Origin of the sequence: Cupriavidus phytohabitans (assembly GCF_017815025.1) — a bacterium.
In the GTDB taxonomy this organism is placed as follows: domain Bacteria; phylum Pseudomonadota; class Gammaproteobacteria; order Burkholderiales; family Burkholderiaceae; genus Cupriavidus.
Genome location: NZ_JAGIQB010000018.1, coordinates 98,287 through 124,423, shown reverse-complemented (window position 1 = coordinate 124,423; position 26,137 = coordinate 98,287). Strand labels below are relative to the sequence as shown.

Annotated in this window: 24 protein-coding genes; 15 read left to right on the top strand and 9 right to left on the bottom strand. The window is 66.9% G+C overall.

Annotated features, from left to right (window positions below; translation table 11 throughout):
* Window positions 1–73 precede the first annotated feature (73 nt).
* Window positions 74–610, bottom strand: a complete 537-nt coding sequence (locus tag J8I34_RS14980) for a single-stranded DNA-binding protein (RefSeq protein WP_209806345.1) — start codon at window positions 608–610, stop codon at window positions 74–76.
* A 260-nt stretch (window positions 611–870) separates the two neighbouring features.
* The gene (locus J8I34_RS14975) at window positions 871–2,121 is read right to left on the bottom strand and encodes an MFS transporter (RefSeq protein WP_209767913.1); all 1,251 of its coding nucleotides are present in this window, start codon (window positions 2,119–2,121) and stop codon (window positions 871–873) included.
* A 410-nt stretch (window positions 2,122–2,531) separates the two neighbouring features.
* Here J8I34_RS14975 and uvrA point away from each other — a divergent pair, with 410 nt between their 5' ends.
* Entirely contained in the window at window positions 2,532–5,396 is a 2,865-nt protein-coding gene (gene uvrA, locus J8I34_RS14970) for an excinuclease ABC subunit UvrA (protein ID WP_209767910.1), read from the top strand.
* A 26-nt stretch (window positions 5,397–5,422) separates the two neighbouring features.
* On the opposite strand, the gene J8I34_RS14965 is transcribed toward uvrA, so the two are convergent.
* A complete protein-coding gene (locus tag J8I34_RS14965) occupies window positions 5,423–6,016 on the bottom strand; it encodes a histidine phosphatase family protein (RefSeq protein WP_029046791.1) in 594 nt (197 codons plus the stop codon).
* A gap of 114 nt (window positions 6,017–6,130) precedes the next feature.
* On the opposite strand from J8I34_RS14965, the gene J8I34_RS14960 reads away from it, so the two are divergent.
* Complete coding sequence (locus J8I34_RS14960; RefSeq protein WP_029046790.1) at window positions 6,131–6,616, top strand: adenosine-specific kinase; 486 nt, start codon at window positions 6,131–6,133, stop codon at window positions 6,614–6,616.
* A gap of 9 nt (window positions 6,617–6,625) precedes the next feature.
* Here the strand turns inward: J8I34_RS14960 and J8I34_RS14955 are convergent, their stop codons facing one another.
* The 3 genes from J8I34_RS14955 to J8I34_RS14945 all read right to left on the bottom strand — a co-directional run bounded on the left by J8I34_RS14955 (window position 6,626) and on the right by J8I34_RS14945 (window position 9,705).
* Window positions 6,626–8,305, bottom strand: a complete 1,680-nt coding sequence (locus J8I34_RS14955) for a Na/Pi cotransporter family protein (RefSeq protein ID WP_029046789.1) — start codon at window positions 8,303–8,305, stop codon at window positions 6,626–6,628.
* 169 nt (window positions 8,306–8,474) lie between these two features.
* A complete protein-coding gene (locus J8I34_RS14950) occupies window positions 8,475–9,086 on the bottom strand; it encodes a LysE family translocator (protein WP_029046788.1) in 612 nt (203 codons plus the stop codon).
* A 46-nt stretch (window positions 9,087–9,132) separates the two neighbouring features.
* The gene (locus J8I34_RS14945; RefSeq protein WP_029046787.1) at window positions 9,133–9,705 is read right to left on the bottom strand and encodes an adenine phosphoribosyltransferase; all 573 of its coding nucleotides are present in this window, start codon (window positions 9,703–9,705) and stop codon (window positions 9,133–9,135) included.
* A 153-nt stretch (window positions 9,706–9,858) separates the two neighbouring features.
* On the opposite strand from J8I34_RS14945, the gene J8I34_RS14940 reads away from it, so the two are divergent.
* Window positions 9,859–10,437, top strand: coding sequence for a DJ-1/PfpI family protein (locus tag J8I34_RS14940; protein ID WP_029046786.1), 579 nt, complete (start codon window positions 9,859–9,861; stop codon window positions 10,435–10,437).
* 86 nt (window positions 10,438–10,523) lie between these two features.
* The gene (locus J8I34_RS14935) at window positions 10,524–10,913 is read left to right on the top strand and encodes a ribbon-helix-helix domain-containing protein (protein ID WP_029046785.1); all 390 of its coding nucleotides are present in this window, start codon (window positions 10,524–10,526) and stop codon (window positions 10,911–10,913) included.
* Between the two features lie 19 nt (window positions 10,914–10,932).
* Here J8I34_RS14935 and J8I34_RS14930 read toward each other — a convergent pair whose 3' ends face one another.
* Window positions 10,933–12,912: a monovalent cation:proton antiporter family protein gene (locus tag J8I34_RS14930; protein WP_029046784.1), complete on the bottom strand. Its 1,980-nt coding sequence runs from the start codon at window positions 12,910–12,912 to the stop codon at window positions 10,933–10,935.
* 149 nt (window positions 12,913–13,061) lie between these two features.
* Between J8I34_RS14930 and J8I34_RS14925 the strand changes: the two genes are divergently transcribed.
* From J8I34_RS14925 to J8I34_RS14875, 11 genes are all read left to right on the top strand, one after another.
* On the top strand, window positions 13,062–14,045 hold the full coding sequence (locus J8I34_RS14925; protein WP_029046783.1) for a KpsF/GutQ family sugar-phosphate isomerase: 984 nt from the start codon (window positions 13,062–13,064) through the stop codon (window positions 14,043–14,045).
* Between the two features lie 22 nt (window positions 14,046–14,067).
* Window positions 14,068–14,697, top strand: a complete 630-nt coding sequence (gene lptC / locus J8I34_RS14920) for an LPS export ABC transporter periplasmic protein LptC (protein WP_029046782.1) — start codon at window positions 14,068–14,070, stop codon at window positions 14,695–14,697.
* A gap of 135 nt (window positions 14,698–14,832) precedes the next feature.
* Window positions 14,833–15,480 carry a lipopolysaccharide transport periplasmic protein LptA gene (gene lptA / locus J8I34_RS14915; protein WP_029046781.1) on the top strand — a complete coding sequence of 216 codons (648 nt, stop codon included), beginning with the start codon at window positions 14,833–14,835 and terminating at the stop codon, window positions 15,478–15,480.
* Between the two features lie 53 nt (window positions 15,481–15,533).
* Window positions 15,534–16,334 carry an LPS export ABC transporter ATP-binding protein gene (gene lptB / locus J8I34_RS14910; RefSeq protein ID WP_029046780.1) on the top strand — a complete coding sequence of 267 codons (801 nt, stop codon included), beginning with the start codon at window positions 15,534–15,536 and terminating at the stop codon, window positions 16,332–16,334.
* Window positions 16,335–16,489: 155 nt separating this feature from the next.
* Window positions 16,490–17,968 carry an RNA polymerase factor sigma-54 gene (locus J8I34_RS14905; RefSeq protein ID WP_029046779.1) on the top strand — a complete coding sequence of 493 codons (1,479 nt, stop codon included), beginning with the start codon at window positions 16,490–16,492 and terminating at the stop codon, window positions 17,966–17,968.
* 48 nt (window positions 17,969–18,016) lie between these two features.
* Window positions 18,017–18,367 carry a ribosome hibernation-promoting factor, HPF/YfiA family gene (gene hpf, locus J8I34_RS14900; RefSeq protein ID WP_029046778.1) on the top strand — a complete coding sequence of 117 codons (351 nt, stop codon included), beginning with the start codon at window positions 18,017–18,019 and terminating at the stop codon, window positions 18,365–18,367.
* Window positions 18,368–18,739: 372 nt separating this feature from the next.
* Window positions 18,740–19,195, top strand: coding sequence for a PTS IIA-like nitrogen regulatory protein PtsN (ptsN, locus tag J8I34_RS14895; protein WP_029046777.1), 456 nt, complete (start codon window positions 18,740–18,742; stop codon window positions 19,193–19,195).
* A gap of 79 nt (window positions 19,196–19,274) precedes the next feature.
* Window positions 19,275–20,246, top strand: a complete 972-nt coding sequence (gene hprK, locus J8I34_RS14890; protein WP_063236682.1) for an HPr(Ser) kinase/phosphatase — start codon at window positions 19,275–19,277, stop codon at window positions 20,244–20,246.
* Window positions 20,247–20,417: 171 nt separating this feature from the next.
* A complete protein-coding gene (locus J8I34_RS14885; protein WP_029046775.1) occupies window positions 20,418–20,750 on the top strand; it encodes a PsiF family protein in 333 nt (110 codons plus the stop codon).
* A gap of 122 nt (window positions 20,751–20,872) precedes the next feature.
* Window positions 20,873–21,760, top strand: a complete 888-nt coding sequence (gene rapZ, locus J8I34_RS14880) for an RNase adapter RapZ (protein WP_029046774.1) — start codon at window positions 20,873–20,875, stop codon at window positions 21,758–21,760.
* A gap of 108 nt (window positions 21,761–21,868) precedes the next feature.
* Window positions 21,869–22,537 carry an LON peptidase substrate-binding domain-containing protein gene (locus J8I34_RS14875; protein WP_209767906.1) on the top strand — a complete coding sequence of 223 codons (669 nt, stop codon included), beginning with the start codon at window positions 21,869–21,871 and terminating at the stop codon, window positions 22,535–22,537.
* Window positions 22,538–22,555: 18 nt separating this feature from the next.
* Here J8I34_RS14875 and mutY read toward each other — a convergent pair whose 3' ends face one another.
* Both mutY and J8I34_RS14865 read right to left on the bottom strand, forming a co-directional pair.
* The gene (gene mutY / locus J8I34_RS14870) at window positions 22,556–23,728 is read right to left on the bottom strand and encodes an A/G-specific adenine glycosylase (protein ID WP_209806344.1); all 1,173 of its coding nucleotides are present in this window, start codon (window positions 23,726–23,728) and stop codon (window positions 22,556–22,558) included.
* Window positions 23,729–23,909: 181 nt separating this feature from the next.
* Window positions 23,910–25,859 carry a dynamin family protein gene (locus J8I34_RS14865; RefSeq protein WP_029046771.1) on the bottom strand — a complete coding sequence of 650 codons (1,950 nt, stop codon included), beginning with the start codon at window positions 25,857–25,859 and terminating at the stop codon, window positions 23,910–23,912.
* Window positions 25,860–26,137 lie beyond the last annotated feature (278 nt).

The window sequence follows — 26,137 nt, the reverse complement described above, 5'->3', positions numbered from 1 at the left end:
AATGTAAATAACTAAACAGCCCGTAACCACAAGGGTTACGGGCTGTTTAGTTACCACGCTTCAAAAGTGCTCTCTAGAACGGAATATCGTCGTCCATATCCTCGAAACCATTCGACGGCGCCTGCTGCGGGCGACGAGCGCCGCCACCAGCCTGGCCGCCGCCCTGGCCGCCACGGCCGCCGCCGTAGCCACCACCGCCACCTCCCTGCGATTCACGGCTGTAGCCACCGCCACCACCGCCGAAGCCGCCTTCATCGCCACCACCACCGCCGCCCTGGCGCGAGCCCAGCATCTGCATCTGGTCGGCAACGATTTCGGTCGAGTACTTGTCCTGGCCGGACTGGTCCTGCCACTTGCGGGTGCGGATGCGGCCCTCGATATAGACCGACGAGCCCTTGCGCAGGTACTGGCCGGCGATTTCGGCCAGCTTGCCGAACATCGAAACGCGGTGCCACTCGGTGGCTTCCTTCATCTCGCCGGACTGCTTGTCCTTATAGCGATCGGTGGTCGCCAGGCGAAGGTTGGTGACCGCGTCGCCGCTGGGCATGTAGCGGGTTTCGGGGTCGGCGCCGAGGTTGCCGACGAGAATGACTTTGTTGACCGAGGCCATGTGAATGTTCTCCAAAAGCCACGCGCTGTGTTGAAAAGCGTGGCAATACGATGAGGGTGAAGCTGATAGTGTGATCCGATACCGCGCCGGCGGCTACCGTGGCCGGTTGCCTGGTTCAGCACTGCGCCGTCACTGCGGCGCCGCCGGGCGCAGCAACGTAAACGAACATCGCGCCGCCCGGCCGGTGTCGGGTGGCGCGATCATGCTAGGCCATTTCCGGCCCGGAAAGCTTTACGGATTGATGCGATGCCAAGGCAACTTCAGGCAGCCGGCGCCGGTGCGGCCTCCTGCCCGCGGGCCGGGGGCGCCTTCATGCTCCAGGCGATTATAAGCCAGAGCAGCAGCACGGCCGCGCAGCCGACGAACACCGCGCTGCGGCCCTCGTGCTTCAGCAGCCAGCCGCCAACGGCACCGCCCAGGAACAGCCCCAGCGCCTGCGTGGTGTTGTACACGCCGAGCGCGGCGCCGCGCGCGGCCGCGGCGTAGCGCGACACCAGCGAGGGCTGCATTGCCTCCAGCACGTTGAATGCGACAAAGAACAGCAAGAGCACGCCAACGATGGCCCACAAGCCATGCACCGCTGCGAACAGCAGTTGCACCGCCGTCATCAGCGCCACCGCGCCGAGCAGCACCGGGCGCACGCGGCCGTAACGCTCCGCCGCCATCATCGGGCCCAGCATCAGCACGAACGACACCAGCACCACCGGCAGGTAGACCTTCCAGTGCTGGTCGAGCGGCATGCCGGCATCGGTCAGCATCGCCGGCACCACCATGAACATGGCCACCTGCGACGCATGGAGCGCCAGCACGCCAACGTTCAGCCGCGCCAGGTCGGCATTGAGCAGCACCTTGCGGAACGGCAGCCGCACCGGGTGCGGCGCTGGCGGCGCCGGGACCAGGAACAGCGTCACGCCGATGGCCACCAGCCCCAGCACCGACATCAGGCCGAAGATGCCCGCCATGCCGATGCTGTGCAGCAGCGGAGAGGCGATCACCAGCGACAGCGCAAAGGTCAGGCCGATGCTGCCGCCGACCATCGCCATCGCCTTGGTGCGATGGCGCTCGCGCGTGAGGTCGGCGATGCAAGCCGTGATGGCCGCCGAGATCGCGCCCATGCCCTGCAGCGCGCGGCCGGCGATGATGCCCGTCAGCGTGTCGGAGAACGCCGCCACCAGGCCGCCGGCGATAAACAGCACCAGCCCGCCCACCATCACCGGCTTGCGCCCGATGCGGTCGGAGAGCCAGCCCAGCGGGATATGCAGGAAGGCCTGCATCAGGCCATAGATGCCCATGGCCAGGCCGACGCGCTGGGCGTCATGCCCGTCGGGCAGGTTGCGGGCGTATTCGGCGAATACGGGCAGGATCAGGAACAGCCCCAGCATGCGCAGGGCAAAGATGCTGGCCAGCGACACGCTGGCGCGCAGCTCGGTGCGCGTCATGCGTTCGCGGGCGGGAGCCTGGGACGCGCCGGCAGGGCTCGCGTCCGGGGAAGAAGACTGGATCGGCGGCATTGCGATCGTGAGGATCTCTGGAAAGCGGGTCGGCTGGCGGGGCCGGCCGGGTGGCCGTTTTGTGACGGCATCGGCCGGTATGGCCTCTGGCCGGTGTCCGCCCGCCTTCCGGGTCGCCCTGGAAATGAGGCCGGTGACGGCTCCGCGCCGGGGTTCCCGGCATGCGCCCGTTCTGGGCCGGCTACCCCGGAAACCGAAGTTGGGTATATTAACAGGTTTGCTCCTTCGCGCTTCCCGGGTCACCTGGCCTTGCCAGAGGGCCCCCGGGCGTGTGCCCGGATGCGCATTCCGCCGTCGCCAGCGGCAGGAAGTGCCAGCCAGCGCACCTGGACACTGGGTTTTGCCTTTCCTTCAGACAGCCTCGGCCAGCCCGGCCCGGGGCGGCCTGCCTGGCGACGACTTTTCGGCATATGGAAGAAATCAAGATCCGTGGGGCGCGTACCCACAACCTGAAGAACATCAATCTCGACCTGCCGCGCAACCGGCTGATCGTGATCACCGGCCTGTCGGGCTCGGGCAAGTCTTCGCTCGCCTTCGACACGCTCTATGCCGAGGGCCAGCGCCGCTACGTGGAGTCGCTCTCCGCCTACGCCCGCCAGTTCCTGCAGCTGATGGAAAAGCCGGACGTGGACCTGATCGAAGGCCTGTCGCCGGCGATCTCGATCGAGCAGAAGGCCACCAGCCACAACCCGCGCTCGACGGTCGGCACCGTCACCGAGATCCACGACTACCTGCGCCTGCTGTACGCGCGCGCCGGCACGCCCTACTGCCCCGACCACAACCTGCCGCTGCAGGCGCAGAGCGTGTCGCAGATGGTGGACGCGGCCCTGGCGCTGCCCGAGGACACCAAGCTGATGATCCTGGCGCCGGTGGTGGTCGACCGCAAGGGCGAGCACTCGGACCTGTTCGACAGCATGCAGGCGCAGGGCTTCGTGCGCTTCCGCATCCGCTCGGGCGGCGGCACCGCGCATGAGGCCGAGGCCAGGGTGTACGAGGTCGACCAGTTGCCCAGGCTGAAGAAAACCGAGAAGCACAGCATCGACGTGGTGGTCGACCGCGTGAAGGTCCGCGCCGACATCAAGCAGCGCCTGGCCGAATCGTTCGAGACCGCGCTGCGCCTGGCCGACGGCCGCGCGCTGGCGCTGGAGATGGACAGCGGCAAGGAGCACACCTTCAGCTCGCGCTTTGCCTGCCCGATCTGCTCGTACTCGCTGCAGGAGCTGGAGCCGCGGCTGTTCTCGTTCAACAACCCGATGGGCGCGTGCCCGAGCTGCGACGGGCTGGGCCAGATCACGTTCTTCGATCCCAAGCGCGTGGTGGCTTTCCCCAACCTGTCGCTGGCTTCGGGTGCGATCAAGGGCTGGGACCGGCGCAACCAGTTCTACTTCCAGATGCTGCAGAGCCTGGCGGCGTTCTACGACTTCGATACCGAGACGGCGTTCGAGGAGCTGCCGGAGAACGTGCAGCAGGTGGTGCTGCACGGCTCTGGCGAGCAGGAAATCCCGTTCACCTATATCAACGAGCGCGGCCGCACCACGGTGCGCGAGCATGTGTTCGAAGGGATCATCCCCAACCTGGAACGCCGCTACCGCGAGACCGATTCCGTCGCCGTGCGCGAGGAACTGGCCAAGTACCAGAACAACCAGCCCTGCCCCGCCTGCCACGGTACGCGCCTGCGAACCGAAGCGCGCCACGTCAAGCTCGGCGAGAACGAGCAGGCGCGCGCGATCTATGAGATCAACGGCTGGCCGCTGCGCGACGCGCTGACCTACTTCCTGACGCTGGACATGCACGGCGCCAAGCGCGAAATCGCCGACAAGATCGTCAAGGAGATCACCGCGCGGCTGAACTTCCTCAACAACGTGGGGCTGGACTACCTGTCGCTGGAACGCAGCGCCGACACGCTGTCGGGCGGCGAGGCACAGCGGATCCGGCTGGCATCGCAGATCGGCTCGGGCCTGACCGGCGTGATGTACGTGCTGGACGAACCGTCGATCGGCCTGCACCAGCGCGACAACGACCGCCTGATCGGCACGCTCAAGCACCTGCGCGATATCGGCAACTCGGTGCTGGTGGTCGAGCACGACGAGGACATGATCCGCGCCTGCGACTACGTGGTCGATATCGGCCCGGGCGCGGGCGTGCACGGCGGCATGATCGTGGCCGAGGGCACGCCGCGGCAGATCGAGGATTCGCCGGCTTCGCTGACCGGGCAATACCTGTCCGGCCAGCGCCGCATCGAAGTGCCGAAGCAGCGTGCCGCCCCGGACGAAGAACGGCTGCTGCGCATCGTCAACGCCAGCGGCAACAACCTGCGCAACGTCACCGCCGAGGTGCCGGTGGGCCTGCTCACCTGCATCACCGGCGTGTCCGGCTCGGGCAAGTCGACGCTGATCAACGACACGCTCTACCACGCCGTGGCGCGCCACCTGTACGGCTCGACGCCGGAGCCGGCGCAGCACGACCGCATCGAGGGGCTGGAGCATTTCGACAAGGTCATCAACGTCGACCAGAGCCCGATCGGCCGCACGCCGCGCTCCAACCCGGCCACCTACACCGGCCTGTTCACGCCGATCCGCGAGCTGTTCGCCGGCGTGCCCGCGGCCAAGGAGCGCGGGTACGATCCGGGCCGCTTCTCGTTCAACGTCAAGGGCGGGCGCTGCGAGTCGTGCCAGGGCGACGGCGTGCTCAAGGTCGAGATGCACTTCCTGCCCGACGTGTACGTGCCCTGCGACGTCTGCCACGGCAAGCGCTACAACCGCGAGACGCTCGAAGTCCTGTACAAGGGCAGGAACATCTCCGAGGTGCTGGACCTGACCGTCGAGCAGGCGCATGAGTTCTTCAGCGCGGTGCCGGTGGTGCGGCGCAAGCTGCAGACGCTGCTGGACGTTGGCCTGGGCTATATCCGGCTGGGGCAGTCGGCGACCACGCTGTCGGGCGGCGAGGCGCAGCGCGTCAAGCTGTCGCTGGAACTGTCCAAGCGCGACACCGGGCGCACGCTCTATATCCTGGACGAGCCCACCACGGGCCTGCACTTCCACGATATCGAGCTGCTGCTCAAGGTCATCCACAAGCTGCGCGACCAGGGCAATACCGTGGTCATCATCGAGCACAACCTGGACGTCATCAAGACCGCCGACTGGCTGATCGACATGGGCCCGGAGGGCGGCGCCGGCGGCGGCCAGGTGATCGCGCGGGGCACGCCGGAGGCTGTGGCGAAGAGCAAGGCCAGTTTCACCGGCAAGTACCTGGCGCCGCTGCTCAAGCGCGGCTGACCTGCTGAGCTGCCGACAGGCCGGGCTCAGTCGAGTCCGGCGGCCGGCAGCACACGCGTGCGCCGCGCCGTGCCGCCCTGCGGCAACTCTATCGCCACGCCGCCACCGCTGTCGGCACCGTGGCCGGTCAACGCGGTGATCACCACCTGGTGCGTGACCATCAGGTAGGGCCCGCCCCGCGGGTCGAGCCCGTCGATCAGGCGCGACAGCTGCTCGACCTGCGCGTCGCGGCGCCGCGCTTCCGCCCCGAAGAACGAATTGAGCAGCGGCTGCACCTGTACCGGTCCCAGGCCAATCAACCGCGCCGTGTCCTGGCAGCGGCACCACGCGCTGCTCCACACCTGCGTCGGCCGGAAGCCGGCCGCCCTCCAGGTCGTCCCCAGCCGCGCTGCCTGCTCGCGTCCGCGCGCATCGAGGTTACGCTGGGTGGCACAATCGGCCAGCCGGAAACCGGGCGGGTCGCCCACGCCCGGGGCGCTGGCATGGCGCAGCACCACCACGACATTCGGGCGCTGCAGTTCGCTCACCGCGATCTCGCCCTGTGATGCCGGAGCGACCTGCGCGGCAGCAAGCGCCGGCACGATGGCAAGCAGGGCAAGCAAGCGGCAAGAGGCAGGCATCGGCTGCTCCGGTGGTGAGCCAATCTCCTCCGGTATAGCAGGCGCCGGCTTGCTTTCGCCACCTCGCGCCCTACCATGAACCGGACGGCGACACGCATCGCACAGGAGCCCCGCATGGAACTCACGGTCGTACCGGTCAGCAAGCCGGAAGCCACCAACTTCATCTTTGGTCACTCGCATTTCATCAAGACCGTGGAAGACCTGCACGAGGCGCTGGTGGGCACGGTGCCAGGCATCCGCTTCGGGCTGGCGTTCTGCGAGGCCTCGGGCAAGCGGCTGGTGCGCTGGTCGGGCACCGATGAGCAACTGATCGACATGGCTTGCGAAAACGCGCGCGCCATCGGCGCGGGACACAGCTTCCTGATCTTCCTGGGCGACGGGTTCTTCCCGGTGAACGTGCTGGGCGCGGTGCGCGCGGTGCCGGAGGTGTGCCGGATCTACTGCGCGACGGCGAACCCGACTCAGGTGATCGTCGCGCAGACCGATGCCGGCCGCGGCGTGGTGGGCGTGATCGACGGCGCCTCGCCGCTGGGGATCGAGACCGAGGCGGATGTGGCGGAGCGCAAGGCGCTGCTGCGCAAGTTCGGCTACAAGCTGTAGCCGTGCCGCTCAATGCTGCGCCGCCTGTACCCGCGTGACGGGCGGCACATCGTCTACCTTCATCCGGCTGCGGTTCAGCACGCCGGCCTGCTCCAGCACCGGATAGGCCGTCGCGCAGAACAGCGAATTAAGCCGCTTCAGCTCGCTGATCACATCCAGGTGCAGCGAACTGGTCTCGACGCTTTCCGCCGTCTGCTCGGCCACGCGCTGCAGGTGGGTGTGGGCGTACTTGCGCTCAAGTTCGCGGAAATTGGCCTTCTCCGCCATCAGCGCCTGCGCACTCTTCAGGTCGCCGTTGAGGAACACCGACAAACCCAGCCGCAGGTTGGCCACCAGGCGCGCATGCATTTCGGCGATTTCCTCCATGCCCGCTTCGGAGAACATCAGGTTGTGCGCGATCTTCTTGTCCTTGGTATCGAGCAGGATGCGCTCGATGATGTCGCCGGCATGCTCCAGGTTGATGGTCAGCGAGATGATCTCGGTCCAGCGCTGGCCGTCGCGCTCGTCCAGCGCTTCCAGGCTGATGCGGGTCAGGTAGAGCTTGATCGCGGTGTAGAGGTCGTCGACCTCGTTGTCGATGCGGCAGGTGGCGGTGGCCAGCTTGACGTCATTGGTCCGCATCACGCGCAGCATGTTGTCGAGCATCTGCTCGACACGGTCGCCGATGCGCAGCACCTCGCGCGCGGCGTTGGCCAGCGCCAGCGTGGGCGTGGTCAGCGCGGCCGGGTCGAGATGGCGCGGCGTGACCTGGCTGTCGCCGGTATTGCGTCCGGGCAGCACCTTTTCGCACAGGCGCGCCAGCGGCGCCGTGGCGCCCAGCAGCAGCACCGCCAGAGCGACATTGAACAGCAGGTGGAAATTGACGATCAGCCGCTGCGGATCATGGTCGATCAGCGCCAGCAGCTCTTCGGCCTGGGTCAGCAGCGGCAGCGCCACCAGGCAACCCAGCAGGCGCGACAGCAGGTTGCCCAGCGTCACGCGCTTGCCCGGCTGATTGTTGCCCGAAGTGGTCAGCAGCGCCGAGATGCCCGAGCCCAGGTTGGCGCCCAGCACTAGCGCCAGCGCCACGTGGATCGACACCACGCCGGCCGAGGCCAGCGCGCCGCAGAACAGCACCACGGCCAGGCTGGAATAGCACAGGATGGTCAGGAACGCGCCCACCAGCATGTCCAGCCCCGAGTCGCCGGTCAGCGACGCAAACAGTACCTTGACGCCGGCGGCCTGCACCACCGGCCGCGTGGCGATCGAGATCAGCTCGAGCGCCAGCGTGATCAGGCCAAGGCCGATCAGCACGCGCCCGACGTGGCCGGGCTTGCTGCCCTTCCAGGTCAGGTGGCCGATCACGCCGACGAAGATCAGCAGCGGCGACAGCCACGACAGGTCGAGCGAAAACACCTGCACCATCAGCGCGGTGCCGACGTTGGCGCCGAGCATGATCGCCAGCGCCGGCGCCACGGCGATCAGGCCCTGGCCGACGAAGGAACTGACGATAACCGCGGTGGCGTTGCTGCTCTGGACCAGCCCGGTGACCCCGAGCCCGGCAAGGAAGGCGGTGAAGCGGTTGGAGACGCTGGTCGACAGCACGTGGCGCAGGTTGGCGCCGTAGACGCGCAGGATGCCGACCTTGACGATGTTGGTGCCCCATACAAGCAGGGCAACGCCCGAGAGCAGATGAAGAAGTACGCCCATTGTGCGCCTCAGTGTGACCGGTGCCGAATTACTGCCGGAGGCGGCCCTGCCCGGTCATCGTGTAGTTGTCAATGAGGCATTATGCGCCCGCCATGGGGCAGCGGCAACGGCACAGGGCAAGGGGTGGGGGCACCAGGCAACACATGCCGCGGCACGGCCGCGGCTGCGCTCAGGGCAGCGCGACCTTGATGCCCAGCCCGACGAAGATCGCCCCCGCGGCACGGTCGAGCCAGCGCCCCGTGGCCGGGCGGCGCCGCAGCCATGCCCCCAGCCAGCCCGCGCACAGGCCGAACAGCGAGAACACCACCGCGGTCTGCAGCATGAAGACCACGCCCAGCAGCAGGAACTGCAGCCCGGGATGCGCGGCATCGGCGCGCACGAACTGCGGCAGGAATACCAGGAAGAACAGCGTCACCTTGGGGTTCATGATGTTGCCGAGCACGCTCTGGCGAAACACGCGGCCCAGCGGCACCGCATCGACGTCGCCGCCCTGCGCCAGCCCGCCCCTGGCGCGCAGCGCCTGGATGCCGATCCAGATCAGGTAGGCGGCGCCGGCATACTTGATCAGCTGGAACGCCAGTGGCGAAGAGCGCAGCACCGCCGCCAGCCCGACCGCCGCGATCACGGTATGGAACAGGCAGCCGACCGAGAAACCCAGCGCCGCCACCAGCCCCGCGCGCCGTCCCTGCGCCATGCCGCGCGCGAGCACCTGCAGGTTGTCGGGGCCGGGCGCGACGGTGATCGCGACCGAGGTCAGCAGGAACAGCAGCAGGTCTGGCATTTGGTCTCCGTGTCGATCTCCGTATCGTTCTGTCGGTGAGCGTGGATCAGTGTCCGTCGAAGCGGCACACCGTGAACAGCGGCAGCCCGCCGTCCTGCAGCAGCTTCGAGCCGCCTAGCTCCGGCAAGTCGACGATGGCGGCACCCTCCACCACCGTGGCGCCCAGCCGCTCCAGCAGCTTGCGCCCCGCCATCATGGTGCCGCCGGTGGCGATCAGGTCGTCGACCAGCAGCACGCGGTCGCCGGCCTTGCAGGCATCGGCATGGATCTCGACGGTCGCGCTGCCGTACTCCAGCTCGTATTCCTCGGCCACCGTCTGGAACGGCAGCTTGCCCTTCTTGCGGATCGGCACGAAGCCCAGGTTCAGCTCGTACGCGACGATCGCGCCCAGGATAAAGCCGCGCGCATCGATGCCGGCGACGAGGTCGAGCTCGGCGTCCATGTAGCGGTGCACGAAGACGTCGATCAGCACGCGCAGCGTCTTGGGGTCCTGCAAGAGCGGCGTGATGTCGCGAAACATCACGCCCGGCATGGGCCAGTCCGGCACGGTCCGGATACGGTCGCGCAAATAGCCGGTGACGTCGCCGAGGTCAGGGGACTGGATGATGGAATCTGCCATAGGGTTCGGAAAAAACAGAAAGCGCGCCTCGCGCGCCGGTGAAACATGCCTGCAACGGCTGCGGTAACGGGTTACCACCCGCGCCGCCGGAGCGGCCAGCACAATGGCCCTGCCGGCTGCCGCCGGACACCCGTAACCATACAGGAGACCGCGATGGCGAAGAAGATACTGATGCTGGTCGGCGACTACGCCGAAGACTACGAGACCATGGTGCCGTTCCAGGCACTGCAGATGGTCGGCCACACCGTCCACGCCGTATGTCCCGACAAGAAGGCAGGTGCCGCCTGCGCCACGGCGATCCACGACTTCGAGGGCGACCAGACCTACACCGAGAAACGCGGCCACAACTTCACCCTCAACGCCAGCTTTGCCGAGATCGACCCGGCCGCGTACGACGCGCTGGTGATCCCCGGCGGCCGCGCGCCCGAATACCTGCGCCTGAACGCCCGCGTGCTGGAGATCGTGCGCCACTTCGCCCAGGCCGACAAGCCGATCGCCGCGGTCTGCCACGGCGCCCAGCTGCTGGCCGCCGCCGGCGTGCTGGAGGGCAAGGGTTGCTCGGCCTACCCGGCGTGCGCACCGGAAGTGAAGCTTGCCGGCGGCACGTACGTCGATATCCCGGTCGACCAGGCGCATACCGACGGCAAGCTGGTCACCGCGCCGGCCTGGCCGGCGCACCCGGCGTGGCTGGCGCAGTTCCTTGCGGTGCTGGGCACGCGGATCGTACATTAGAGCCTTCCGCCACGCGGCGCCGCGCCATCACGGAGCGGCGCGGCATGCACCCGCGCGCCGCTCGCGGCGCAGCACGGAGAGCTTAGATGTGTGAGATCTTTATCCGCGCCAACCCGGCCTCGTACCAGACCCAGGCGCGTTCGCTGCGGCTGCATGGCGTGGCCACCAGCATCCGCCTGGAGAGCCTGTTCTGGGAAGTGCTGGAAGAACTGGCCACGCGCGACGGCATGACCGTCAACCAGCTGATCACGCGCCTGCATGACGAACTGACCGCCCACCGCGGCAGCGAAGCGGTAGCAGGCAACTTCTCTTCCTTCCTGCGGGTGTGCTGCCTGCGCTACCTGAAACTGCAGGGCGCGGGGCGGATTCCGGCGGACCAGTCGGTGCCGATCCGTTCATTGGACGCGCGCTCAGTGCTGAACGACCTTCCGGAGTCCTGGGTGGAGGCGCGCCCACAGCAAGCGTTTTCCCACTGACTGGCGCCCGGCAAGGCAGTCAGCCGTTCAGGATCCGCATCTCGGCGGCTTCCAGCGCCTCCGGCTGGCCGCGCAGCACGACGATATCGCCCGGTTCCAGCACGGTCTCGGGCTCCGGATCGAAGGCGCGGATGCCGCGCCGGCGCACCGCGGTCACCTCCACGCCGATCCGCTCCAGCCCAAGCATGCCCAGGCGCCGCCCCACCGCGGTCGACTGCGGCCCCAGCGACACGGAATGCAGCCGCACCGAATCGCGCTCGACCATGTCTTCATCGTCGTCGCGGCCGTGGAAGTAGCCGCGCAGCAGGCTGTAGCGCGCGTCGCGCGCCTCCTGCACGCCGCGCAGCACATGCCGCATCGGCACGCCCAGCAGCACCAGCGCGTGCGAGGCCAGCATCAGGCTGCCCTCGATGATCTCGGGCACGACCTCGGTGGCGCCGGCCTTTTGCAGGACGTCCAGCTCCGAATCGTCGACGGTGCGCACGATCACCGGCAGCGCCGGCGCCAGCTCCTGCACGTGGTGCAGCACCTTGAGCGCTGACGGCGTGTTGGCGTAGGTGACGATCAGCGCCGCGGCGCGGTGGATGCCGGCGGCGATCAGCGCCTCACGCCGGCCGGCGTCGCCGTAGACCACGGTGTCGCCGGCGGCGGCGGCCTCGCGCACGCGGTCGGGGTCCAGATCGAGCGCGACATAAGTGATGCCCTCGCGCTCCAGCATGTGCGCCAGGTTCTGGCCGCTGCGGCCGAAGCCGCAGATGATGGCGTGTTTTTCCGTCTGCAGGCTCTGCGCGGCGATGCGGGTCATGTTCAGCGACTGCATCAGCCATTCGTTGGCGGCAAAGCGCAGCACGATGGCATCGCTGTACTGGATCAGGAACGGCGCGGCCAGCATCGACAGCAGCATCGAGGCCAGGATCACCTGGATCAGCACCGGGTCGACCAGGTTCAGGCCGTCGATCTGGTTCAGCAGTACGAAGCCGAATTCACCGGCCTGCGCCAGTCCCAGGCCGGTGCGGATCGCCACCCCCTGGCGCGAGCCGAATACCCGCGCCAGCACCGCGATCAGCACCAGCTTGAACAGGATCGGCCCCACCAGCAGCGCCAGCACCAGCCACAGGTGGTCCAGCACCACGCGGATATTGAGCAGCATGCCGATGGTGACGAAGAACAGCCCCAGCAGCACGTCGCGGAACGGCTTGATGTCTTCTTCCACCTGGTGCCGGTACGGCGTCTCGGAAATCAGCATGCCGGCCATGAACGCGCCCAGCGCCATCGACAGGCCCAGCCGCTCGGTCAGCGCCGCCATGCCCAGCGTCACCAGCAGCAGGTTCAGCATGAACAGTTCCTGCGAACGGCGCGCCGCCACGATGTGGAACCAGCGGCTCATCAGGCGCTGGCCGAGGAAGAAGATCGCACCCAGCGCCACCACGATCTTGACCGTGGCCAGTCCCAGCGCCATCACCAGGTCGCCCGGGTCGCGCGACAGTGCCGGGATCAGGATCAGCAGCGGCACCACCGCCAGATCCTGGAACAGCAGGATGCTGATGATGTTGCGGCCGTGCTCGCTCTCCAGTTCCATGCGCTCGGACAGCATCTTGGAGACGATCGCCGTGGACGACATCGCCAGCGCCCCGCCCAGCGCCACCGAGGCCTGCCACGTCAGCGGGAACAGCCAGTTGAAGGCCCAGCTGGCGGGCACCACCGCCAGCATCGACAGCACCACCTGCGAGCCGCCCAGCCCGAACACCAGGCGCTTCATCGACCGCAGCTTGCCCAGGCTGAACTCCAGCCCGATCGAGAACATCAGGAACACCACGCCGAACTCGGCCAGGTACTTGGTCTGCGCGGTGTCGCTGGCCAGCCCCAGCGCATGCGGGCCGATCAGGATGCCAACGGCCAGGTAGCCAAGCATCGGCGGCAGCTGCAGCATGCGGAAAGCGACCACGCCGAAAACGGCAGCGGCCAGCAGCACCAGGGTCAGTTCCAGCGGTGAGTGCATCAGGATGGTCGGGTAACCGGCCAGGTGCGCGTCCGACCCGGCACGGGCACCCTGCCGGGAAACGTGGCAAGCGCGGTGAATGCGGCAGGCGCCCGGGCGCTTGGAGGCAGCCCCGGACGCCAGCGCATTCGTTGGTATACTTCGACGCCATGATAGCCAATTTCGATGCGGATCGAGCACTCCGGCTCGCCCGCGATACCCTCCAGACCGAAGCCGATGCGGTATCCGCACTTTCGGGCCGACTGACCGATGACTTTGCCCGCGCCGTGCAGATGATCCTGCAATGCAACGGGCGCGTGGTGGTCTCCGGCATCGGCAAGTCCGGCCATATCGGGCGCAAGGTAGCGGCCACGCTGGCCTCCACCGGCACCCCGGCGTTCTTCGTGCATCCGGCCGAGGCCAGCCACGGCGACCTGGGCATGGTCACACGCGATGACGTGCTGATCGCCTTCTCCAATTCCGGCGAGACCGGCGAGCTGCTGTCGATCATCCCGATCGTCAAGCGCATCGGTGCGCGGCTGATCTCGGTCACCGGCAATCCTGAATCGAACCTGGCCAAGCTGGCTGACGCGCATCTGGACGCGGGCGTGGAAAAGGAAGCCTGCCCGCTGAACCTGGCGCCAACGGCAAGCACCACCGCCGCGCTGGCGCTGGGCGACGCGCTGGCCGTAGCGGTGCTGGACGCGCGCGGCTTCGGCGAGGAAGACTTCGCCCGCTCGCACCCGGGCGGCGCGCTCGGCCGCAAGCTGCTCACCCACGTGCGCGACGTGATGCGCACCGGCAATGCGGTCCCCAGTGTCCGCGAGAACACCCCGCTGGCCCAGGCGCTGATGGAAATCACGCGCAAGGGCATGGCCATGACCGCGGTGGTCGATCCCGACGGCCATGCCATCGGCGTCTTCACCGACGGCGACCTGCGCCGCCTGCTGGAAACCCCGCGCGACTGGAAGACCGTTCCCATCGGCGAGGTCATGCACCGCAACCCGCACGTGGTCAACCAGAACCAGCTCGCCGTCGAGGCGGTGCAGGTCATGGAAGCCAACCGCATCAACCAGTTGCTGGTGGTCGACGACGACGACCGCCTGGCCGGCGCGCTGCATATCCACGACCTGACCCGCGCCAAGGTCATCTGAACGGGGCGCGGGCAAGCACACCATGCAGGCACTCATCGCCTCCCTCAGCGGCATCGTCATGCGGCTGCTGCCGCTGCTGCTGATGGCCATCGTCGCCGGCAGCACCTTCTGGCTGGTGCAGATCAACTCGCCCAAGGAAAGCCAGGACACGCAGGCGGCCAAGAAGCACGAGCCGGACTATTTCATGGACCGCTTCTCGGCCACGGAACTGGCGCAGGACGGCAGCACCAAGATCCGCTTCACCGGCGAGCGCATGGTCCACTTCGAGGACGACCAGACCTACGAGGTCACGCGCCCCGCGCTGCGCGCCTATGAACCGGACCGGCCGCCGGTGACGGCACGCGCCGACCTGGGCCGCATGAATGCGGAAGGCTCGGTGATCGACCTGTACGGCAACGGCCATGTGCTGCGCCAGCAGGGCGCCGACCCGTCCAAGGATCCGCAGCTGAGCGCCGCGTCGAGCTATTTCCAGTTGCTGGTCAACGACGACATCGTCAAGACCGACAAGCCGGTGAAGCTGATGCGCGGCCCGTCGGTGATGACCGCGAACGGGCTGATCTTCAACAACGTCACCCGCGAAGTACAATTGCTCGGCAACGTACGCGGCACCATCGTCACCGGGCCGTCCCCGGGCCGTACGCCGGGGCCCTGACCTGGCTGGCGCGGCCGCCCGGCCGCCCGCCCGGACAACGGCCATGCCGCAGCGCGCCCTGCCCGCCCCGCACGACCCGCACGACCCGCATCTGCATAATCCGCACCACCACGCCCTCTAGCTACTGCTGCCAACATGACTGCTTCCCTGACGACTTCGTCCCGTCGACACGCCGCCCCGGCCCTGCTCGCCACGGCCATGGCCTTCGGCCTGCTGCTGGCCCAGCCCGCGCTGGCCGAGCGCGCGGACCGCGACAAGCCGATGGTGCTGGAGGCCGACAATGCCAGCTACGACGACGTCAAGCAGATCTATACGCTGACCGGCAACGTGGTGCTGACCAAGGGCACCATGATCCTGAAATCGGATGCGGCCGAACTGCGCACCGATCCCGAGGGCTACCAGTTCGCGGTGGCCACGTCCAAGCCGGGCAAGCAAGCCTATATCCGGCAGAAGCGCGAAGGCGTCGACGAGTACATCGACGGCTGGGGCGACCGCATCGAATACGACGGCAAGCAGGAGCTGTCCAAGCTGATCGGCCACGCGCGCATGGCGCGCCTGCAGGGCGCCAAGATGCTCGACGAGATCCGCGGCGCGGTGCTGACCTACGACAGCCGCAAGGAGTTCTACACGGCTGCCGGCGGCGGCGACAACACCTCGGCCGCCAATCCGTCGGGCCGCGTGCGCGCGGTGCTGTCGCCTCGGCAGGACCCGAATGCGCAGGGTTCGGGCAGCGGCTCGCCGCTGGACCTGAAGCCGGCGCCCGCGCCCGCCAACAAACCCTGACGCCGGGCGGGGACCGCTTCCTCGCCTGAAACGCTGAACGCCAGACTGTGCCAATGACCGATACCGCCACCATCGCCGAAAAGCCTTCCGCCCAAGCCACGGCCGTCCTCGAAGGCGGCAGCACGCTGGTCGTGCGCCACCTGAAGAAGCACTACGGCTCGCGCACCGTGGTCAAAGATGTGTCGCTGGACGTGAAGAGCGGCGAAGTGGTCGGCCTGCTCGGCCCCAACGGCGCGGGCAAGACCACCTCCTTCTACATGATCGTGGGGCTGGTGAACCTGGACGAGGGCGATATCGTGCTCGACGGCGACCACATCAGCAGCCTGCCGATCCACGAGCGCGCGCGCATGGGCCTGTCCTACCTGCCGCAGGAAGCGTCGGTCTTCCGCAAGCTCAACGTCGAGGAAAACATCCGCGCCGTGCTGGAGCTGCAGGTGGAAAACGGCAAGCCGCTGGCCAAGGCCGAGATCGAGCGCAGGCTCGACGCGCTGCTCGACGACCTGCAGATTGCTCACTTGCGCAACAACCCGGCGCTGTCGCTGTCCGGCGGCGAACGCCGCCGCGTGGAAATCGCGCGCGCGCTGGCATCGTCGCCGCGCTTCATCCTGCTGGATGAACCGTTCGCCGGCGTGGACCCGATCGCAGTGGGCGAGATCCAGCGCATCGTCAGCTTCCTGAAGGCGCGCAACATCGGCGTGCTGATCACCGACCACAACGTGCGCGAAACGCTTGGCATCTGCGACCACGCGTACATCATCAGCGAAGGCACCGTGCTGGCCGCCGGGCGGCCCGAAGAGATCATCGCCAACGAATCGGTGCGGCGCGTCTACCTCGGCGAGAACTTCCGCATGTGATGTACTGGCCTGTCCACAGCGGCAGGCCATTGATTCTCCCTGCTTTCGGCCCCATGATCTGGGTGTGGGCCAGCCCACTGCCGGCGTCGATCGAGCCGCGACATTGATAGCAATTTCCGTTCCAACAACGGAAAGATGCGCATAAAATAGGTCGCATGAAACCGTCGCTACAGCTCCGCCTCTCCCAGCACCTGGCACTGACACCGCAACTGCAGCAGTCGATCAGGCTGTTGCAGCTTTCGACGCTGGAACTGCAGCAGGAAGTCGAACAGGCGCTCACGGAAAACCCCCTTCTCGAACGCGAGAACGACTGGATCGAAAGCCCGCTGCGCGTGGCCGCCGATGGTTCGGTCAATGTTCAGAGCGCGCCGGCGCCGGCACCTTCCGAGCCGCAAGGCAATGGCGAGGCGCGCACCGATGGCGCGGGCGACGACGACAGCTACGGCGACAGCAACAGTGGCGAAGACTATGGCGGCGACTGGAGCCTGGACGACTTCGCGCGCCGCCCGCAAGGCGACGAAGACGAGAAGACGCCGATGCAGCTGCGCGAGGCCGAGCCCACGCTGCGCGAATACCTGATGGAACAGCTCACGCCGCTGAAGATCTCGGTGCGCGACAAGGGCCTGGCCATCTTCCTGATCGAATCGCTCGACGACGACGGCTACCTCAGCGCGACACTCGAAGAAATCTGCGCCGAACTGCCGGAAGAGCTCGAATTCGAGATCGACGAAGTGCAGGCGATGCTGACGCTGCTGCAAAGCTTCGACCCGCCGGGCGTGGGCGCGCGCAATGCAGCCGAGTGCCTGGGCCTGCAATTGCGCCGGCTGCAGCACCCGCAGCGCGAACTGGCGCTGAACATCGTGCACAACCACCTCGAGCTGCTGGCGGTGCGCGACTACACGCGCCTGAAAAAAGCCCTGCAGGTAGACGAGCCTGCACTCAAGGCCGCGCACGAGCTGATCCGCTCGCTGGCACCCTATCCGGGCCAGGCTTACAGCCGACCCGAGGCCGACTTCGTCGTGCCCGATGTGTTCGTGCGCAAGAGCGGCAGCGGCTGGATCGCGCAGCTCAATCCCGATGTGATGCCGAGGCTGCGCATCAACGACATGTACGCGCAGATCCTGCGCGGCGCGAAGGGCGAGTCGGGTACCGCGGGCCTGCAGCAGAAACTGCAGGAAGCGCGCTGGCTGATCAAGAATATCCAGCAAAGGTTCGACACGATCCTGCGTGTCTCGCAGGCCATTGTCGAGCGTCAAAAGAACTTTTTCACGCACGGCGAAATCGCCATGCGCCCCTTGGTTTTGCGGGAGATTGCCGATACACTGGGATTACACGAGTCAACCATCTCCCGGGTGACGACCAATAAATACATGGCAACGCCGATGGGTACTTTCGAACTGAAGTACTTCTTCGGCAGCCACGTGTCCACCGAAACCGGTGGCGCGGCTTCATCAACGGCCATCCGCGCCTTGATCAAGCAACTGATAGGAGCCGAAGACCCGAGGAATCCCCTTTCCGACAGTCGCATCGCCGAACTGCTGGGTGAGCAAGGCTTCGTTGTCGCACGCCGCACCGTTGCCAAATATCGCGAAGCCCTGAAGATCCCCGCAGTGAATCTCCGCAAGTCTTTGTAGCCGAGCCCACCGCCTGCCTGGTGAGGCTCTTTCAGAAGGAGAAGCGCTATGAACTTCAAGATCAGTGGACACCACCTTGACATCACGCCGCCGTTGCGTGAGTACGTGGAAACGAAGCTGGAGCGAATCGTCAGGCATTTCGATCAGGTCATTGGCGTTAGCGTGCTGCTCTCTGTCGACAATCACAAGGAAAAGGACAGGCGGCAATATGCGGAAATCAATCTACATCTCAGGGGCAAGGACATCTTCGTTGAAGCGCATCATGAAGACCTGTATGCAGCGATCGACGCACTAGTCGACAAGCTGGACCGTCAGGTACTGCGCTACAAGGACCGCGTGCAAGGCCACGACCGCGAAGCGGTCAAGTACCAGATGGCCGCAGCGCAGATGCAGCAATGAGCGTGCCCGGGGGCCCTGCAGAGGGCTGCTGAATCAAGACTGAACAGGCAAGCCGCGCATAGCGCGGCTTTTTTGCGCCTGCGGCGCTGTGCGCTGTGGCGCCTGCGCAAAGGCGTGTCACCCGTTTGAGACGGAGTGTTCGCAACGGCCGCGGCAGGGTGTATGCTGCGCCATACATGCAGAGCCGCATCCTGCCCGCGCCCGCTTACGGTGCGGACGCCCACCGCGCGGCGCTGCGCTGCACAATCACGGGGAGGCCGCTGCTCTATAATGGCCGGACGCCTCGGCGTTGCCGGCGACCGGCAGCCTCTGAGCCATACTGCCCGGCGGAACGGCGGATCCGCCCGCTAACTGAAATCCTGCGCATCGCCCATGAATCGTTTGGCCAAATTGCTGCCACCCGGCAACATTACCCTCGACGTCAGCGTCACAAGCAAGAAGCGTGTGTTCGAGCAGGCCGGGCTCCTCTTCGAGAACAACCATGGCGTGGCGCGCGCTACTGTGACCGACAACCTGTTCGCGCGCGAGTCGCTGGGCTCCACCGGCCTTGGCGCAGGCGTGGCGATCCCGCACGGCCGGATCAAGGGCCTGAAGCAGCCGCTGGCCGCCTTCATGCGCCTGGCCGAGCCGATCCCGTTCGAATCGCCCGACGGCAAGCCGGTGTCGCTGCTGATTTTCCTGCTGGTGCCGGAACAGGCCACGCAGCAGCACCTGGAAATCCTGTCCGAGATCGCGCAGTTGCTGTCCGATCGCGACATGCGCGAAGGGCTGGCGACCTTGCCCACTTCCGAAGCCGTGCACCAGCTGCTGACCGAATGGCATCCCTGATTCACCGATTGACCTGAACGGGCCGGCACAGACCGGACAGGCGCAGCGCCTGGCACACCGCCCCACACGTCATACCCGCATGGAACTCACCGGCGTCACCTCCCAGTCCATCTTCGACGACAACGCAGCCGACCTCAAACTCTCTTGGGTGGCCGGTCTGGAAGGTGCGGACCGCGCCTTCGACGTGGAATTCGCCCGCGAAGCCACCTCCGCCGCAGACTTGGTGGGCCACCTGAACCTGATCCACCCCAACCGCATCCAGGTGCTTGGCAAGCCTGAGATCACCTACTACCAGCGGCTGGACGACGATATCCGCAAGCGCCAGATGGGCGAGCTGATCTTGCTGGAACCGCCTTTCCTGGTGGTGGCCGACGGCATGGAGCCGCCGCCGGACCTGGAGCTGCGCTGCACACGCTCTTCCACGCCGCTGTTCACCACGCCGGTGTCGTCGGCAGCGGTGATCGACCACCTGCGCCTGTACCTGTCGCGCATCTCAGCGCCGCGCGTGACCATGCACGGGGTGTTCCTCGACATCCTCGGCATGGGCGTGCTGATCATGGGTGAATCGGGGCTGGGCAAGAGCGAACTGGGCCTGGAACTGATCTCGCGCGGGCACGGGCTGGTGGCTGACGATGCGGTTGACTTCGTACGCCTGGGGCCGGACTTTATCGAGGGCCGCTGCCCGCCGTTGCTGCAGAACCTGCTAGAAGTGCGCGGCCTGGGCCTGCTCGACATCAAGACCATCTTCGGCGAGACCGCGGTACGCCGGAAGATGAAGATCAAGCTGGTGGTGCAGCTGGTGCGCCGCAACGACGGCGAGTTCGAGCGCCTGCCGCTCGATTCGCAATACCTCGACGTGCTGGGCTTGCCGATCCACATGGTCAAGATCCAGGTGGCGGCCGGCCGCAACCTCGCCGTGCTGGTCGAGGCCGCCGTGCGCAACACCATCCTGCGCCTGCGCGGCATCGACACGCTGCGCGACTTCATGGACCGCCAGCGCGCCGCGATGCAGGCCGATGCGGTCTCGCGCGGCCAGGGCCGCCTGCTCTGACCGGGGCCGGACACGCGTTTTCAATTGCTTACAACGGCGGCCTCCCCCGCCGTCAACGCCGACATCCATAGTGCCGTTTTGTGCTGTAATGGGCATCGAGCCCATTACAAGGCCGCCGCCAGCCCCTGACACCGTGCGGCCGTGATGTTTTCCACACCAAGGAGAGCAAGCATGAAGAAACTGATCGCGATGTGCGCGCTGGTCACCCCGCTGCTGGCATCCGTGGCCTTCGCCCAGTCGGCGTCGGCACCGGCGGCCCCGGCAAAGGACGCCGCCAAGGCGCCCACCGCGCAGCAGGAAAAGATGAAGACCTGCAATGCGCAGGCCGGCGACAAGAAGGGCGACGAGCGCAAGGCATTCATGAAGCAGTGCCTGTCGGCCAAGCCGGACGCGGTGCCCAAGACCCAGCAGGAAAAAATGGCGGCCTGCAGCAAGGAAGGCAAGGGCAAGAAGGGCGACGAATACAAGGCGTACATGAAGGAGTGCCTGTCGAAGTCGGCCTGAGGCAGGCCCTCTTCCGAGCAAGCAACGATGGCGAACCGCGAGGTTCGCCATCGTTGTTTCCGGGCCCGCGGTCATCCCGCTGTCATGACGCGGCCATCACGTGATGCTATGCTTCAGTTGCTATGCGCATCATCCTTATCACCGGCATTTCCGGTTCCGGCAAGTCCGTCGCATTGAATGTCCTCGAAGATGCGGGGTACTACTGCGTGGACAACCTGCCGGCGCAGTTCATCCCGGAACTGGTCCGCTACCTGTCCAGCCAGGGCTATACGCACCTGGGCGTTGCCACCGACATCCGCAGCCGCGAGTCGCTCGACCAGTTGCCCGATACCGTGCGTACGCTCGCCGGCGAGCACCAGGTCGAGGTGCTGTTCCTGACGGCCAGCACGGACGCTCTGGTGCAGCGCTACTCCGAGACGCGCAGGCGCCATCCGCTGTCGATCCGCACCGACGGGGGCGTGGTGAGCCCCGGCGGCGAGCCCGCCTTCAACGACACCGCGCTCATGGAAGCGATCGAAATGGAGCGCGAGCTGCTGAGCCCGCTGGCCGAGGCCGCGCACCGCATCGATACCAGCAATGTGCGCACCAATACGCTGCGCAGCTGGATCAAGGAGCTGATCCGCAACGACAGCGAGCGCCTCACGCTGCTGTTCGAGTCCTTCGGCTTCAAGCATGGCGTGCCCAGCGACGCCGACATGGTGTTCGACGTGCGCTCGCTGCCCAATCCCTATTACGACGTGGCCCTGCGCCCGCTGACCGGGCGCGACACGCCGGTGATCGATTTCCTGCAGGCGCAGCCGATGGTGCTGGCGATGGCCGAGGATATCCGCGCCTATGTGGAAAAGTGGCTGCCGAGTTTCATCGCCGACAACCGCAGCTACCTGACGGTCGCCATCGGCTGTACCGGCGGCCAGCATCGCTCGGTCTATATTGCTGAAAGGCTTGCCAACTATTTCCGCGCGCATGGTAATGTGCTGGTGAGACACCGAGAGCTCGCGCCGGCGGGCTGACGCCAAGCGTGCATGCCTGCGGGCATCGGCGGCGCGGCGTATGGTCCGGCGGCGCGCCGTTGCTGCATTCTGGCATCCCACTGCATCCCTTATGCACGCTGGCACCGCATGTCTTCCACCGACCTTTACCGCCCCACCACGTCCGCCGGGTCCGACCCCGAGCCGCAGACGCTAGACAACCTCCCACTATTCCCGCTGCACACCGTGCTCTTTCCCGGTGGCCGGCTGCCGTTGCGCGTATTCGAGGCGCGCTATGTCGACATGGTGCGCAATTGCCTGCGCGACGGCACGCCGTTCGGCGCCTGCCTGATCGAGAGCGGCGACGAAGTGGCGCGGCCCGGCAAGGCCACCGTGCCGGAAACGGTCGGCTGCCTGGCCGAAATCGTCGACTGCAACATGGAGCAGCTCGGCGTGCTGCTGATCCGTGCGCGCGGGCGCGAGCGCTTCCAGATCATCAGCCACGAGACCCGCGACGACGGCCTGCTGGTGGCGCGTGCCAAAGTACTGCCCGCCGATATCATCGACTGCAAGCTCGAATTGCTGGGCGAATGCCTGGACGCGCTGCGCCGGATCGTGACGCGGCTGCATGCGGAGCAGCCCGACCGGATGCCGTTCGACGAGCCTTATCTGTGGGACGATCCCAGCTGGGTCGCCAACCGGCTGTGCGAACTGCTGCCGGTGCCGCTGAAAGCCAAGCAGATGCTGATGGCGCTGCCCGATGCGGGCATGCGCATCGAGATCGTGCACCGCTACATGCGGCAGAACCACATCGTCTGAGCGGCGCCAGGGCCGCCTTCAGAACAGGCCGCCGCGGGCCTGGTCCTCCAGCAGCCTGCGCACCGGCGCGGGCGTGCCCAGCGCATCGAGATCGTCGAGCGAAAGCCAGCGTTGTGTGGCTTCGGTGGCGCGGTCCTGCACCATCGGGTCGCCTGCGCCCACATCGACGCGAATCGCGCGGATCAACAGGCGGAAGTGCGTGAAAACATGGGTCAGTTCGCCCGCTATCGCGGCGCGCACGGGTGCTCCGTAGGCGCGGGCGTAGTCGAACGCGGCGGCTTCGGCCGCTTCCGCATCGAAGGGCAAGGTTTCGACCGGCATCTCCGGCAGGCTCCACAAGCCGCCCCAGATGCCGCTGCCGGGGCGCAGCCGCAGTAACACTTCACGCTCGCGCCGCACCATCAGCATTACCGTGCTGCGCTCGGGGATCGCAGCGCGCGGCTTGGGTGTGGGCAGCACGCCGGTCAGCCCGTCGCGGCGTGCCACGCAGTCTGCGGACAGCGGGCACGCGCCGGCATCGGCCAGGCACGCCGGCTTGCCGCGCGAGCAGACCGTCGCGCCGAGATCCATCAGCCCTTGCGTATAGGCGACCATGTCTTCGGCCTGGCGCGGGCCCGCTGCGGGCAGCGCGATCCCGGCCAGCTGCCACATGCGCGTTTCCACCGCGCGCTCGCCCGGATGGCCATGGATGCCGAAGCAGCGCGCAAACACACGCTTGACGTTGCCGTCGAGAATCGGCGAGCGCACGCCGGCGCTGAAGGCGGCGATCGCCGCCGCGGTCGAACGGCCGATGCCGGGCAGCGTCGCCAATACCGTGGGATCGGTCGGGAAAACGCCGCCGTGCTCGCTGACCACCTGCATGGCGCAGCGATGCAGGTTGCGCGCGCGCGAGTAGTAGCCGAGGCCGGCCCAAAGCGCCATCACCTGGTCCGCGGGCGCGGCGGCCAGTGCCTGCACCGTCGGCAATGTGGCGACAAAGCGCTGGAAATACTCGATCACCGCGCTGACCTGGGTCTGCTGCAGCATGATTTCCGACAGCCAGATGCGGTAGGCATCGCGCGTGTTCTGCCAAGGCAGGTCGTGCCGGCCATGGACGCGCTGCCAGTTGACGACCCGTGCGCCGAAATCGGGGGGCACGTGGATGTCGGCGGGGATGGCTGCGGTGGCGCGGGAGGCAGACTTGCGGGGCATGGGGTACGGCTTGTGGTGTGGGGACTGGTGGTGGCTACGGACGTTTCGTCACCGCTTGGAGTGCTCACTCTCCCGCTTGCGGGAGAGGGGAGCAAACCAGCAGCGTGCGAACGTTGCCAGCAAAAAAAGCGCCGCTATGCGCGGCGCTACATGATATACCGGCCCGTAAAAACGCTTCCCCTCACGCCACCGCCAGGCTCGCTTGCTCCGCCCCGGTCGCCGGACGCAGCAACCGCTGCGCAAACCCCTCGATCTTCCCGCTGCGCTCATCCAGCCCGTTCAGCACTTCCTCGAGCTGTGCAATACGGCTTTCCAGCGTATCGGTCGCTTCATGGATGCGCTCGATCGAATCGACGCGCCGGCGCAGCTGCTTCTGGTGCTCGCGCACCTGCGCTTCCAGCGGCGTCATCACCGACTTGAGCCACACCTCGATATCGCGGTTCAGGTCGCGGAAGTTCTCCAGGACGCGGCTGGCCATGGTGCTGAATGCGTTCTGCACCAGCTGCGGCCGCGAGCGCGTCAGCATGCTGACCGTGCCGAAGTGCGCATGCACCAGCCGCAGCGTCTCCTGCAGTTCGGCCACATAGCGCTCGGCGGTGAACTGCATCGGCGCGGGCAGCGTGAAGCCGTGCTCGGCATTGAAGCGCCGGTACATGCTTTCGATCAGCTGGTGCAGCTGGCCGATCTTGTTGTCGGCATCGGCCACCAGCGCGGTCAGCTGGGCGAACAGCGCATCCATGTCCTCGCGCAGGCCGCGGGAAAAGAAGCGTTCCTTCATCTGCTCGCGCGCGGCCCGCATGGTCCGGCGCACGTCGCGCAGCTGCAGGCTCTTGATGATGTCGGCGCTGTGGCGGCCGAACACCAGCCGCAGCGCCTGGAACTTGCTGATGCTCTGCTCGAACTCTTCCTTCTCGGCCTGCACGCGCATCAGCATGTGCTTGACCATCGCGTGGTTCTTGCCACGCAGCCCGCGCAGCTCGAACAGTTGCTCGACGATATCGCGGCGGCGGCTCTGCAGCAGCTGCTGCGCGGCCCGCGCCATGTCCTGCGCCTGGCGGTGGACCTGGTCCGAGACGATGTCGCGCCGCCGCGGGATCAGCTGGTCGGAGAGCACGTGCTCGAACTCCGGCAAGCCGCTGCGCCCCAGCAGCGCGTCGTCGTGCGTGACCTTGGCCACCAGGCCCTTCTGCGCCGACACCGGATAGACACGCGCCTGCTCGATGCCCAGCACCTGCGCCGTGCTTGAGACCTGCCGCCCGATCTCGCCCGCGATCTCGGACGGCTGGCGCAGCGGGTCCCACAGCCCGTCGATCTTGTTGAGCACGGCCAGGCAGCCGCGCCGATGGCCGGCGTCCACGTGGGTGCGCCACAGCTCAAGGTCGCTCTTGGTCACGCCGGCATCGGCAGCCAGCACGAACACCACCACGTGCGCGTCGGGGATCAGGCGCAGCGTCAGTTCGGGCTCGGTGCCGATCGCGTTCAGCCCCGGCGTGTCGAGGATGACCAGCCCCTGGCGCAGCAGCGGGTGCGGGAAATTGATCACCGCATGGCGCCAGCGCGAGATCTCGACCATGCCCTCGGCATCGACCGCATAAGCGGCATCGGGGTCGCTCTCATGGTAGAGGCCCAGCGCCTCGGCTTGCTGGGGCGGCACGCGCACGGTCTGGACCACGTGCTGGAAGGCTTCGAGCATGCCCTCGGGCGAGGACGGGTCCAGCGGCACCGTATGCCAGTGTGCCGAGGGGCCGGCCTCGAGAAAATCCGCGGTCGAGGCGTCCTGAAGCCGGGTTTCGATCGGCAGCAACCGGATGCATGGGGGCTCGGCCTCGTCGTAGCGCAGCTCGGTCGGGCACATCGTGGTGCGGCCCGCCGACGACGGCAGGATGCGGCGCCCGTAGTCGGCAAAGAAGATCGCATTGATCAGCTCGCTCTTGCCGCGCGAGAACTCCGCAATGAAGGCGACCTTGAGCCGGTCGCTGCGCAGCACGTTCTGGATGCGCTGCACGCGGTCGTCGGCCTGCGCGTCGTACAGGTCGTGCTGCTGCAGCCACGACTGGAATTCCGCCAGGGACTGGAGGACCCCCGTTCTCCATGCGCCGTATTGTTCGAATTGGTGGGCGAGCGTTGTCATGAGCTGTTCGGCTGACTCGGTTTTTGCATCGGGGCCGCCGCCGGCGGAGGCGTGCCCGTGTTCCCGCACTGCCGGCCCGCTGCGGTCATCGGGCGAGCCAATCTGTTCCATTTTTGTAACTTTTTATGACTGCGCACACGATACAGGTTTCCACGGCGGTTTTGTGGAATTCGCGTCCCTTGCGGAGGGCATGCAAGCAGAGTGTTGCGCCAAGCCATCGACTGCCGCCGCCGGCGCGCATTGTGCGCCACACCGCGCATCTCAATGGCGGTCGCCGC